This window comes from Caballeronia sp. GAWG2-1, assembly GCF_023631405.1.
Taxonomy (GTDB): Bacteria; Pseudomonadota; Gammaproteobacteria; order Burkholderiales; family Burkholderiaceae; genus Caballeronia.
In genome coordinates, this window is record NZ_JALQDD010000031.1 from 124,762 (window position 1) to 136,775 (window position 12,014).

The following is a 12,014-nucleotide window of genomic DNA, read 5'->3' on the forward strand; positions in this document are numbered from 1 at the left end:
GACGGCACGTGCGGTTAATTGTCGAGATAAGGCGCGAGGTCTCGCGTCGCATCCGCGAATTTGGCGCTCAGATAATCGAGCAGCGCACGCACGCGCGGCGCCATGTACTGACGCCGCTGAAACAACGCATGCACGGGCGTGTCGGGGCAACGCCATTCGGGCAGCAGAACCTCGAGCCTGCCAGCCTGCAGATCCGCGCCGATGTCCCATATGGACTTCATCGCCACACCATGTCCTTCGAGCGCCCATTGCCGCGCGAGTGCGCCATCGTTCGTCTCGCGTGCATGCGTGAGCGGAGCGGTGAAATTCTCGCTGTGGGCATCGCGCATGAAACGCCATTCGTTCGCCACGCCAGCAGCTGAACTCAGCAAAATGAAGCGATGCCGAGCGAGCGCCGCGACGTTCTCTGGCCTGCCATGCGCCTCGATATAAGCCGGTGACGCGCATAGCGTGCGACGGTTCGGCGCCATGCGCTTGGCGATCATCGTGCTGTCGGCGGGCACGCCGAAACGGATCGCGAGGTCGATATCGTCGAGTAGCAAATGCGACAGCGAGTCCGACAACACCAACGCAATACTGACCTCGGGATGCATCTCGTTGAAGGCGTCGAGCCATTGCGTGAGGACATGGCGGCCGAAATCCGACGTGGCCGAGACGCGCAACTTGCCGCTCACCACGGCGCGTCCGGCGTGCAGCGCGGCGTGGGCGTCGTCGAGTGTTTGCAGCGCGTGCTGGCAGTGCGACAGGTATGTGCGGCCTTCGTCGGTCAGTCTCAGACTGCGCGTGGTGCGCTCGAAGAGTTGCACGCCGAGCGCGCTTTCGAGTCGCACGAGCCGCGCGCTGGCCGCAGCCGGCGATAGATCGAGCTTGCGGCCGGCCGCCGAAAGACTGCCGAGCGCCGCTGCTTCGACGAAAAGCCGGATGTCACCCAGGTTATCCACGCGCTGCCGCTCCAGGTTTGGTAGGTGGGACGATCGCGCCGAGGTGCGCGTGGGTATCATACCCGCGCCCTTATTTGCTCACCACGCCAAGTTGCTGCAGGAAAGCGAGGTTGTCTTCGAGATGCCAATTGTCGGTAATCTTGCCGTCGCGGATACGGTAGATATCGGTCGCGATGAAATCCACCGGCTGTCCGTTGCCCTGCACGCCGTTGAACGTGCCGGTGAAATGGCCCGTGAAGTGCAGATGCGTGACGACGCGGTCGCCCGTGACGATCATCTGTTCGACCGCAGCGTGGACGTCCGGCACGGCTGCATGAAACGTTTTCGATGCAGCCAGCGGCCCGGCAATGCCCTGCGGGCGGCCGGGCGGCAGCGTGCGGTCCGTGAAGTCGTCGGCGAGCGCGGCGCGTGCCTGCGCTTCGTCACCGGTGGTCCAGAACGTGTCGTAGGTGCGGGCCGCGTGAATCTGCCGCGCCGCCTGCTGCTTCGACAGAGTTTTGTCGACGATAAGCGTCTGCGGCTCGACGAGGTTATCGGCAGCGGACGCCGGCAGCGCACTTGCAACAAGTGCTGCACCAAGGGCAGCGGACACGATACGTAAGAGCGACATGATGTTCTCCGTGAATGGCTGTTCGTATGAGGTTTAAGCGGCGCAACGCGGACTCGGTTATTGCTTGCAATGCGCCTTGCATGAAAGCCATTCTGCGTTCATCGATGTCGCTTGATAATGGGTCTGCCTCTTGAATGATTCTTCTGCGAAACCAAAAAGTGCCGCGCGTCTTCAAGCCTTCGCGGCCGGCGGATAAAGCGTGATGCCGAGCGCGACGCGGCCTCGCGCATGCGGGCCTTGTCCGCGTCGGTCGGGTCGTGCGGGACGACCTGGCCGCTTTGCGCATCGGCACAAGCATCGACGAAGCGGTCGAAGCCTGCGGGCGTGCAGATCACGAGATAACGGGCTGTCTGCGCGCCGGAATTGATGAGCTGATGCCGCGAGCCACGCGGCAGCACCACGGTCGAGCCAGCCAGCAAGCGATGCCGCGTACCATCGACGATGGCATCCAGTTCGCCTTCCAGCATCAGCAGCGTCTCTTCCTCATTCTCGTGACGATGCATGGGCGTGGCGCGTCCGGCGGGCGAGAACATTTCCAGCATGCAGTAAGCATCGTCCGTATGATTGCCGGACACGAGCAGGCGAGCGCGGGAACCGCCGAAATCGTATTCGACCGGGTTATCGTTCAACATGAACATGCAAAATTCTCTATATAGTTCGTATGACGTACTAATTAGACATGAGCCGAAATCGCTCTCACCGCGCTACTCTAAGCGAATATCGGCCATGCATTGGAGGCAGCCGTGCCACGTCTTTCACGCTAATCTGTCGCGAATGACGCCATGAAGAATCTCAGCCAGTTCGTTAATTTTTCTGCTGTCGCGCGCCACGGCAGCTTTGCGCAAGCAGCACGTGAACTCGGGCTTGCGCCTTCATCCGTGGCGAAAAGCGTCGCACGCTTAGAAAAGGATCTCGGGGCGCGGCTTTTTCACCGGACCACGCGCGCTGTCACGCTCACCGAAGAAGGACGCGCGCTGTTTGCGAAAAGCGCGCGCTTGCTCGAAGAAATCGAAGCGCTCGATCTGGACTCTGTCAGCGACAACGACGAGCCCGCAGGCGTGCTGCGCATTGGCGCACCGATAGGCTATGGCGTGCGTGTCGTGTTGCCGGTGCTCGCGCGTCTGCGCGAACGTTATCCGCTACTCGAATTCGATCTGCGTCTTTCCGATGGACGCGTGAGTCTCACCGACGAAGGACTCGATGCGTCGATCCGCTTCGGCGAGCTCGAAGACTCGTCGCTGATTGCGCAAAAGATCGACGAGCAGGCGCTCGTGTTGTGTGCGAGCCCGACGTACCTCTCGCGGCACGCAAGAATTCGCGCGGTGAAGGACCTCGAAGATCACACGTTGATTGCGTTTCGTCTGCCGACGAACGGGCGCGACCGGCCGCTCGAATTCATCGAGAACGGAGAAAAGGTATCGGTGGAACCGCAAGCGCCGTTTCGCATCAGTCACGGCGAGGCGCTGGCGGAGGCGGCGTTGCTCGGTATCGGCCTTGCGCAGATGCCCGAGTTCTTCGCGCGTCAGTATCTCGCGGCGGGCGCGCTCGTCGAAGTGCTGGCGAGTTGCCGCCCCGCGCCGCTTGCCGTGAATCTCGTGCTGCCGGGCTCGCGTGTGCGGCCCGCGCGGGTACGCGCGTTGATCGAAGCATTCACGGCAAGTGCCTGACGCGCAAAGCCTCAATGGCCCGTTTCGCGCTTGCTCTGCTCGGCGACGGTGAGAATGGCTTCGGGCATGACCTCGAGGCGCGCCTTGGGAATGGGGTCGCCGCTTTCGTCGGAAAGACCGTAGCTGCCTTCCGCGATTTTTTGCAGCGCGCGCTGGATGTCGGCGATACGCAAGTCGTTCACGTTGCGCAGTGCCTGATTCGATACGTATTGCTCGCGTCGCTGTGCGTCGTCTTCGTATTCCTCGGCTTCGGCGCCTTGTTCTTCCTGTAGATTTCGCTCGCTCGCAATCGTGCCTTCTTCGTTGCCGAGCAATTCGCGCTGCAATGCTTCCAGACGTTCGCGCTGCTTTGCGATGAACTCGTCACTCAAGCCGTTTTCGTCGGTGGCCATGATGGTGCCTCGAGTAAGTGTTCATCAAACGTACGCTTCGGCAGTCGGCATTGTCAAGGCAACTTGTTCGTGGCCGTGCTCCGACAAAAGCAGGGCCGCTCAGGTCTCGCTCCACATGCGCAGCAGATTGTGATAGCAGCCGACGAGCGTTCGCTTTGCGGCTTCATCGCCTTGCGTGGCGTTCAGGCGTTGAATGGAGTTGTCGAGATCGAAGAGGAGGGCGCGTTGAGCGTCGTCGCGCACGAGGCTTTGCGCCCAGAAGAAGCTCGACACGCGTGCGCCGCGCGTCACGGGCCGTACTTGATGCAGGCTCGTCGCGGGATAAACGATCGCATGTCCCGCGGGCAATTTCACTTCCTGCACGCCATACGTGTCTTCTATGACGAGTTCGCCGCCATCGTAGTCTTCGGGACGGGACAGGAAGAGCGTGACGGAGACGTCGGTACGCACGCGTGCGCCATGACCCGGCACGATACGGATTGCGCCATCGACATGACTGCCGAAGTGCATGCCGCCTTCGTAGCGATTGAAGAGCGGTGGATACACGCGATTGGGCAGCACCGCGCTGATGAAGAGCGGATGCCGTTCGAGCGCGCCGACGATGGCGTCGCCCATTTCATGCGCAATGGGCGAGCCTTCCGCGATCTGCCGGTTATGTTTGACCGGCGCGCCCTGATAGCCAGCGGTTGCGCGGCCGTCGACCCATGAGTCCGTGGCGGCTTCAAGCCGTGCGCGCATGGCGGCGGCATCTTCGGGCGTGAGAACGCCGGGTATGGAGAGGATCATCGTTCTGGCTTTTCAACTGCGCGCGCCGCGCCTTGATTCGGCGTGGCGCGCGCAGGCACATCAACGGAAGCGGTAATTCAACGTCGCGAGGAAGGTGCGGCCGTAGCCCGGCACCGCGCGTCCGCCATCCGACGGGATCAGCGCGTCGTAGTAACGCTTGTCCGTCAGATTCAGCACGTTGAACTGGATATCGTAACGCTTCTGATGATAGGCGGCCATCGCGTCCCAGCGCACGTATCCGCCCACCTGAACGAGATTGTTGTTGGCTGCATAGCGCGAGGACACATACGAAGGCCCGCCGCCGATCTGCCATGCCGGCGTGAAGTCGTAGGTCGTCCAGAAGTTGAGCATGTGATGCGGCGTGTTGGCGAGCGTGTTGCCGGTCGTGCCGTCGAGCGCCTTCTGCACGGTGCCGTCCATGTAGGTGTAGCCGCCGAACATCTGCCACTGCTTCGTGATGTGGCCCGCGACGCCCAACTGATAACCGCGCACGCGGACGTCGCCATCGAGCGTGTATTCGCCGGTCGAAACCTGCGTGCGAGCGTTGGTCTTCTCGATGTTGAAGAGCGACTGCGTCACCGAAAGGCCGCCGTTCAGCAAGTCCCACTTCGAGCCGACCTCGTACGAACGGTTCTTTTCAGGCGGCGTGTTCTGCTGATTGTTGGTGAGCGTCAGTGCTTCGAGCGACGGGTTGAACGACGTCCCGTACGACACGTAATACGATTGCCAGTCGGCCGGCTGCCACACCACGCCGGTACGCACGCTCGTGAAGAAGTTGGTCTGCGTGGCGTAACCGGGCGCGTTGATCGAATTGTTGATCGACGCTTCATAGCGGTCCCAGCGCACACCGCCAATCCACTTCCAGTTCTCGCCGATGGACACCGTATCGTTCAAATAAAGACCGATGCCGTTCGCGCTCGATTCGGCCAGATTCGTCGCGACTTCACGATAATTCGCCGGGCGCGGCACGTATGCCGGATCGACGAGCGGCACGATGGCGAGCGTATTCGATGGCAGGCCGGGCGTGGTCGCCGTGAAGCTCTGGTTGCTGTAGGTCTCGTGACTCAGATCGACGCCGACGAGCATGTCGTGCTTCAGGAAGCCGGTTGCGAACTTGCCCTGAAGATCGGTCGTGTTATAGACCGAGTGATCGTTGATGTTGCGGTCCTTGCCCTGCAGCCGCACGAATAGCGACGACAGCGGCAGTGCCGTGTAGTTGCCGTTCGCAAGCGCGGTCGAGGTTCCGAGCGGACCCGTCAGCACGGCCGCTGCGTTGGTCGCGCGCGCCTCGGTGCTGTAGTGGCTGAACTGCGTCTGGTTGCGCAGCGTGAACATGTCGTTGAAGCGATGTTCCACACGCGCGTTCACCGTCTGCACGTCCTGGATCGTGCGGTCGTCCGTGAAGCCGTAGAAGGTTTTTCTATCGACCGGCGCGGGATGGCCGTTCAGCGGCGGAATACCATAGTCGGGCTGATCGTAGTTATGCTGGATCAGCGCGGACAAGGTCACCTGCGTAGGCGTACCGATGCCGAACTTCACTTCCGGGGCCACGCCGTAATCCTTGTTCTTCATCTGATCGCGGGTCGAACCGAGATCCTGTCCGAACGCGTTGATACGGAACGCGGAGGTATCCGTGAGCGGCTGGTTGATGTCGACCGTGCTGCGATAACGGTCGTGCGTGCCCGCTTGCACGGAAACATCGGCGCGAGGCTTCAGGTTCGGCTGCTTGCTGACCTGATTGATGACGCCGCCCGTGGAACCGCGCCCGAAGTACAGCGACGACGGGCCATACAGCACGTCGATGGATTCGAGATTGAAGGTGTCGCGGTAGTACTGGCCGCGGTCGCGGAAGCCGTCGAGATAGATGTCGGTGCGCGCCGTGAAGCCGCGCAGGTTGATGTTGTTGCCGATCTGGCCGCCTTCGGCCGCGCCGAGGGTCACGCCCGGCACATTGCGCAAGGCGTCGGAAAACGAACTCACCGCTTGCGATTGCAGCACTGCTTTCGGCACGACCACGACGGCCTGCGGAATGTCGCGCAGCGCCGTCGGAACCTTGGCGCCGACGCTCGAGACTTCCGGCTGGAAGTCGGCTTGCTGATCGGCCTGTCCCGTGACCTTGACCGCCGGCAGCGCGGCGGTTTCCGGTGCGGATGCGTTGCTCACCGGGGCATCGGCCTGGGTCGTCTGCGTCACTTGCGGGGCGGTTTGCGCGTAAAGCGGCGCCGCAATCGGCGCAACGGTAAACGCGGCCAACGCCGCGGCAAGCGGTGTTTTCCTCAACATGTCGTTCCTCAAATTTTTTCGACCGCATGCGTGTCGCTGACGCATGCGCAATTGACTTGTTCTTGGCTCGGCATCCACGAATCAGAAATAAGCCCTTAATTCAGGTGAATGCGAATCACTATCATTACACAAAGGCCGAAATATTTGGAAAGAATTTCACAATTCCAGGGAACTTTTTCCGAAATAGTCAGGCGATTGTAAGGGTGCGTACAGTGCCTGTACTAGATGCGTAAGAAGCAAAACGCCCGCAACGCGCGGCGCTGCGGGCGTGAATGCGGGCCAATCAGCGACGGCATCCTTTTTCGAGAACGATGGTTTCGAACAACTCGTAGTCCGCGGTGGGCGTTTGGTCCGCGCCCGGCGCGTGGTAGTAGTTCATCGTGATCGATGTCTTGCCGCCATGCTCGCCCGGATCGCAGTCGAAAACGGCGATGCCGTAGCCCGTGCCCGTATCGCGTTGCGCGGACCAGATGGCGTCTTCCACCGCATCCGCTACGGGACGCACGAACGTGCCCGCCGTCGCGCCCGGAATGGGCCGGTTGCGTTTCGTGAAGACCTGCGCTTGCGGATTGCCCGTGCCCGCATCCGTGCCGTAGACGTCGAGCGGCGCGCTGGTGCCGCCGCCGCCGAGAATCAGATGGACCGTGCCGTGCGAAGTATCGATAGGATCGTTCGCGCGCTGCGCTGTCATCACCGGACGCGGTTGCAAGGTGTCGACGCGTTCGCCCGTCGTCGCATCGCGGCCTGCGTGATGATTGCAACCGCGCACGGGATGGCTGCGCTCGTAATCGTGATCGTGGCCGCACAGCACGAGGTTCACGCCGTATCGGTCGAACAAGGGCAGCCATGCTTCGCGAATGCCCTTGTCGGAGCCATTGCCCGTCTTCGACGAACTCAGCGCGTCCTGATGCATCTGCACGATGATCCAGTCGATGTCGTCGTCGCGCGACGCATCGCGCAGCGTCTTTTCGAGCCAGCGCGTCTGCTCCCCCTGACTGTAGCCGCGAATGTAGAACGACGTGCCCGGTTCAATGGCCGGATTGCCCGTGCTCGCGGCAGGCACGAGCGGAGCGGGACCGGCGACGAATGCGGCGGCATCCTGATACACGACGTCGTCGGCATCGAGCGAAACGAACAGCACCGAACTCACGCGGAAGCTATACCAGCGCCCCGGAAACTGCGTGCCGTTGTCGGGCAACGTGTAGCGCGTGAGATAGGAATCGAAGCCCTGGCGGCCGTTGTTGAACTCGACTTCGTGATTGCCCGGACAAGGCATCCACGGACGATTCGCGGCAGAGACCTGCGCGTTATTGCCGAAGTCGCGCCACACTTCAGGCTGATGAGCGGCGTTGAGATTCGCGTAGCAGAGATCGCCGTTGAGCAAGTGAAAGAGCGGGTCGAAACGTTCCACAGCTTGCACCGCGAAACGGCTTTGCGGCGACGACAACACCCAGCCCGTGTTCGGCGTCGCGAGGTCGCCATAACTCGTGAAGCGGAACTTGCGACGGCCGCGCGGCGCCGTGCGAAAGCTCGCGCTGAAAGGCTGGGCCGCGTTGCTGTCGTTATCGGCGGTGACTTCGTAGTGATACGTCGTGTCCGGATGAAGGTCGCCAAGACGCGCATGATACGTGCAGACAATCTCGCCGTTCAGACCATCGGTATAAGTGCGTTGTACGCCGTGAATCACGCTTGCATGACCTTCGTGCGTTCTGATGCGAACACGCGGATGCACGGCCTGCGCAAGCGATGCCCAGCTCACGACGACTTCGCGCGTCGGGTCTTGGCCCCAAGTCAGATGCACTTGTTCGGGCGTGCCATCCGGGCCGGGCGATGCCGCGTTCGCCGTCGCGCTCATGACATTGGCCGCGGTAGCTATGCCGGACGCACCGGCGAGCTTGAGAAAGCCTCTGCGCGATGCAATAGATGCGGAGTCTTGCGGGTTCTTCGTTACCATGGACGGGCCGTCTCCTCGTTTGATCAGGACGCGATGTGTCCGGAGACATTATTACTATCGGTATGACCCGGCTATGACAAACGGCCTGCACGACCGGCTTAGGTGAAAACAGGAGCGAAGAATGGCAAGCAACGAGTACGTGGTGTTCAAGGGAAAGGTAAGGCTTGGCGTTCCCTTTCTGGACGGTTACAAAGGCGACCCGCACTATGTGATCGTAAGCGACGACGAGAAGGGCAACGAGTTTCGCATCGTCACTAACGTGAAGTCGGATAGCTCGCTGACGGGACCTGCGGGTTACCTCGTGTTGTATGTGCTGAATCAGAACTTCGACAACGCGATCACGGCAGACCTCGCGAAACTGAATGCGGGCGTCACCACATCGAGCTTTCCTAAACTCGACTACGTGCACGAAGAAGGCCTCGTCGATCTAAGCGCCATGCGTCCTATTCCGCTCGACACGGCAAGCGAGCACAACGACATCAACGCGCTCGTCAACGAGATGCTGCAGCTCGATATGTCAGCCGATCCGGTGAACTATGTTTATCCGACGCCGAGCTACAAGGATGAACGGCGCGGCTGGAAACCAACGAAGGACGTCACGGTTTATGGTTTCGGCTTTCTCTTTCAGCCGGGAGAAGACGGGCTTCATGAGACGCATATGAATCAGGGCAATCCAAAGCCCATGAAGGGTAGCCACGTGAAGGATCATTCGAATGAAAACGGTGTGTCGCAGGATGGTGCCGTGATCGTCGAAGTGGATGGCAAGTATCAGGCGCTCTTCGTGGCGTTTCAAACGCAACTCGTGCCGACAGATAATCGCGGCTTTCCGATTCCGGGCGAGTCGCATCCCATACTCGACTGAACTCAGCATGCGAATTCATCCTGCCATACCGATCATCCGCATCTTTGCCGTCGATCGGGCCAAGGAGTTCTATCTCGACTTCCTCGGCTTCACGCTCGAATGGGAGCATACGTTCGGCGAGAACTTTCCCCTCTACGCGCAGATCAGGCGCTCGGACCTCACGTTGCACTTGAGCGAGCATCATGGCGATGCAACACCCGGTTCGACCATCTTCGTGCCGATGGAAGATATCGATACGTTGCATCGCGAGCTGGAAGCGAAGGCGTATCGATATGCGAAGCCCGGCGTCGAAACGGTGGACTGGGGACGCGTGATGGAAGTCGCCGATCCGTTCGGCAATCGCATTCGGTTCTGCGAACTGGCGAAGAACTGACGGCAATCCCAGGCTACACGGCCAACGCCGCCACGATCACTTGCGGCAGTGCGAGCAAACGCTGCGGCGCGAGCAGCAGCTTTGCCTCGCGGATGCCTGCGCCCATCACGATGCGCTCGCGCTCCATCACGGACGCTTCCACGAGCACGGTCATCGACTCAGGCAAGCCAAACGCGGTGATGCCGCCGTACTCCATGCCCGACAACTCCGTGGCCGCTTCGCGCGACGCGAACGAAATACGTTGCGCGCCGAGTTCGCGTTTGACCGCGCCGTTCACGTCGAGCCGGCGCGTTGCCAGCGTGACGATAGCGGCGAACTGTTCGCCTCCGTCCTTCTTGAAGCGCACGACGATGGTGTTCGCGCAGTCGTCGAGATCGATACCGAAGCGCGCGCTGCAGGCGGCGGTATCGGAGGCGTCGTCGGGCACGCGAAACACATCGACGTTTGCGCCGTTCAGCGACGCGAGCACGGATGCGGGCAGGCGCGCGGCCGCTTCGTCGGCGGACATGATGTCGAGATTCAGAGCGTAATCGGCTTGTGGCGTGTTCATGAGCGTTCGATAAAGAGGCTTCAGGCAAAGGCCCGAAGTGCCGAAAAAAAGCCAAGCGTAACCGAATCCAGTGAGCCGCGCAGCGCTGCAACCATGCTGGAAGCATCGACCGGATATACTTGTCCCTCGTGGAATCGAATGCGAACAGGCAAGCAAGCCGCGTTCGCGCTCGAAAAGATATCTTTGTTCAGGGGCTGGAATGAGTCGATCGACGGTCACGTACCGGGGCTATGAGCTGGTTATCAAGAACGCGTCCAACGGTGTCGCGCAATGTTGGGCGTGGAAGGATCAGAAGGCCGCGTTCAAGGAAACCGGAGAGACGCTCGACGACGCCGAACGCACCGTGCGTGCGGCGATCGATGCGGAAATGGGACCGGCGACCGGCGCGGGAGATGCGGCAGTGGACGCCTACATCGCCGCGTTCAAGGCTATCTTGCCCGTCAGCGAAGGGCAACGGAAGATGCTCGTCGCGCACTATCAGGCGCCCGCGCGCACCATCACCGCCATGCAGTTGGCCAAGGCCGCGGGCTATGCCAGCTATCGCGGCGCCAATGTGCAATACGGCAATCTGGGCAAGCTCATTTACGAGCAGCATCCGGTGGACCTGCCGCGCCGTCCGCGCGACAACTCGCTCATCTTTACGTATGCCATTGCCGATCCCGGCGCGGTAGCGGCTGGCAGCGTGCTCGAAGGCTATACCGAAGAGCACGAAGCCGAATGGAGCTGGCCAATGCGCGCGGCAGTCGCACAAGCGCTGGTCGCATTGGGCATCGTGAAGGCCTGAGGCACATGACCCAAGCATGATCAAACTCTGCCTGCTCGATTTCGACGGAACGTTGTGCGCCACGCATGACGCAATTCGCACCTGCATCGAATTGACCTTCGATCATTACGGTGTGAAGCGGCCCGATGCCGCGCGCATCGAGCACGTGATCGAAGCGGGCGTGGTCATGTCCGAGGCCATGCAGCAGCTCATGGGCTCGCGCCTGAGCGTGGCTCAAGCGGATGAATGGGCGGCCACGTATCGCGCGTATTACGTCGAACGTGGACTGCAACATACGCAGCTTTTCGCCGATGTCGAACGCGTGCTCACGGAGTTGCAGACCTTGGGCGTTGCCCTGGTGATCACGAGCAACAAGGCGGAAGCGTCGGTGAAGAAGGCAATCGATCATTACGGGATCGCCCACTTCTTCGACATGCTCGTATGCGACCCGCCCGGCTTGCCGAAGAAGCCGGATGCGGCGTGTTACGAGCAACTTATCGCGCCTCGCTATCCGCATGTTCCCCGAGGTGAGATTGCCGTCGTCGGCGACACGCAAGCGGATCTGGGCCTTGCACGCAACATCGGCGCCATTGCTTGCTGGGCCGCCTATGGCTACGGCGACAAGGCGCGTTGCACGGCGATGGAGCCGGATATCGTGTTGCAGGGCTTCGGTGAACTGGTTGAGAAGCTGAAAACGCGGTAGCGTTTGGGTGCCGGCCTTCTAGTTGATGACGCAAAGCGAGTATGTGCGGCGCCGAACCAAATTTAACATACATTTATCTTGTCTTGACTGCTTCCCCTGCTAAATTTATTCCAGTCTGTCTGCAGTCTTC

The 12,014-nt window shown here is 61.0% G+C and carries 13 protein-coding genes; 5 read left to right on the forward strand and 8 right to left on the reverse strand.

What is annotated here, in order from left to right; all coding sequences use genetic code 11:
* Positions 1 to 14: 14 nt before the first annotated feature.
* The 3 genes from NCR98_RS20900 to NCR98_RS20910 all read right to left on the reverse strand — a co-directional run bounded on the left by NCR98_RS20900 (position 15) and on the right by NCR98_RS20910 (position 2,189).
* On the reverse strand, positions 15 to 941 hold the full coding sequence (locus NCR98_RS20900; protein WP_244831127.1) for a LysR family transcriptional regulator: 927 nt from the start codon (positions 939 to 941) through the stop codon (positions 15 to 17).
* 70 nt (positions 942 to 1,011) lie between these two features.
* Positions 1,012 to 1,551: an ester cyclase gene (locus tag NCR98_RS20905; RefSeq protein ID WP_250527152.1), complete on the reverse strand. Its 540-nt coding sequence runs from the start codon at positions 1,549 to 1,551 to the stop codon at positions 1,012 to 1,014.
* A 98-nt stretch (positions 1,552 to 1,649) separates the two neighbouring features.
* On the reverse strand, positions 1,650 to 2,189 hold the full coding sequence (locus tag NCR98_RS20910) for a cupin domain-containing protein (RefSeq protein ID WP_250527153.1): 540 nt from the start codon (positions 2,187 to 2,189) through the stop codon (positions 1,650 to 1,652).
* 144 nt (positions 2,190 to 2,333) lie between these two features.
* Between NCR98_RS20910 and NCR98_RS20915 the strand changes: the two genes are divergently transcribed.
* Positions 2,334 to 3,218, forward strand: a complete 885-nt coding sequence (locus NCR98_RS20915; protein ID WP_250527154.1) for a LysR family transcriptional regulator — start codon at positions 2,334 to 2,336, stop codon at positions 3,216 to 3,218.
* Positions 3,219 to 3,229: 11 nt separating this feature from the next.
* Here the strand turns inward: NCR98_RS20915 and NCR98_RS20920 are convergent, their stop codons facing one another.
* The 4 genes from NCR98_RS20920 to NCR98_RS20935 form a co-directional block, all read right to left on the reverse strand.
* Positions 3,230 to 3,610, reverse strand: a complete 381-nt coding sequence (locus tag NCR98_RS20920; RefSeq protein ID WP_250527155.1) for a TraR/DksA family transcriptional regulator — start codon at positions 3,608 to 3,610, stop codon at positions 3,230 to 3,232.
* Positions 3,611 to 3,709: 99 nt separating this feature from the next.
* A complete protein-coding gene (locus tag NCR98_RS20925) occupies positions 3,710 to 4,396 on the reverse strand; it encodes a Fe2+-dependent dioxygenase (RefSeq protein ID WP_244831132.1) in 687 nt (228 codons plus the stop codon).
* Between the two features lie 60 nt (positions 4,397 to 4,456).
* Positions 4,457 to 6,679, reverse strand: a complete 2,223-nt coding sequence (locus tag NCR98_RS20930) for a TonB-dependent receptor (RefSeq protein ID WP_244831133.1) — start codon at positions 6,677 to 6,679, stop codon at positions 4,457 to 4,459.
* 283 nt (positions 6,680 to 6,962) lie between these two features.
* Complete coding sequence (locus NCR98_RS20935; RefSeq protein WP_250527156.1) at positions 6,963 to 8,633, reverse strand: purple acid phosphatase family protein; 1,671 nt, start codon at positions 8,631 to 8,633, stop codon at positions 6,963 to 6,965.
* Positions 8,634 to 8,754: 121 nt separating this feature from the next.
* Between NCR98_RS20935 and NCR98_RS20940 the strand changes: the two genes are divergently transcribed.
* Together NCR98_RS20940 and NCR98_RS20945 are read left to right on the forward strand one after the other, a co-directional pair.
* Positions 8,755 to 9,495: a DUF2278 family protein gene (locus NCR98_RS20940; RefSeq protein WP_250493880.1), complete on the forward strand. Its 741-nt coding sequence runs from the start codon at positions 8,755 to 8,757 to the stop codon at positions 9,493 to 9,495.
* A 7-nt stretch (positions 9,496 to 9,502) separates the two neighbouring features.
* Complete coding sequence (locus NCR98_RS20945) at positions 9,503 to 9,868, forward strand: glyoxalase superfamily protein (RefSeq protein ID WP_250493881.1); 366 nt, start codon at positions 9,503 to 9,505, stop codon at positions 9,866 to 9,868.
* Between the two features lie 13 nt (positions 9,869 to 9,881).
* Here the strand turns inward: NCR98_RS20945 and NCR98_RS20950 are convergent, their stop codons facing one another.
* Positions 9,882 to 10,418, reverse strand: a complete 537-nt coding sequence (locus NCR98_RS20950; protein WP_250467837.1) for a YbaK/EbsC family protein — start codon at positions 10,416 to 10,418, stop codon at positions 9,882 to 9,884.
* A 199-nt stretch (positions 10,419 to 10,617) separates the two neighbouring features.
* On the opposite strand from NCR98_RS20950, the gene NCR98_RS20955 reads away from it, so the two are divergent.
* Both NCR98_RS20955 and NCR98_RS20960 read left to right on the forward strand, forming a co-directional pair.
* A complete protein-coding gene (locus NCR98_RS20955; RefSeq protein ID WP_244831137.1) occupies positions 10,618 to 11,202 on the forward strand; it encodes a hypothetical protein in 585 nt (194 codons plus the stop codon).
* A gap of 16 nt (positions 11,203 to 11,218) precedes the next feature.
* Positions 11,219 to 11,884, forward strand: coding sequence for an HAD family hydrolase (locus NCR98_RS20960; protein WP_250527157.1), 666 nt, complete (start codon positions 11,219 to 11,221; stop codon positions 11,882 to 11,884).
* Positions 11,885 to 12,014 lie beyond the last annotated feature (130 nt).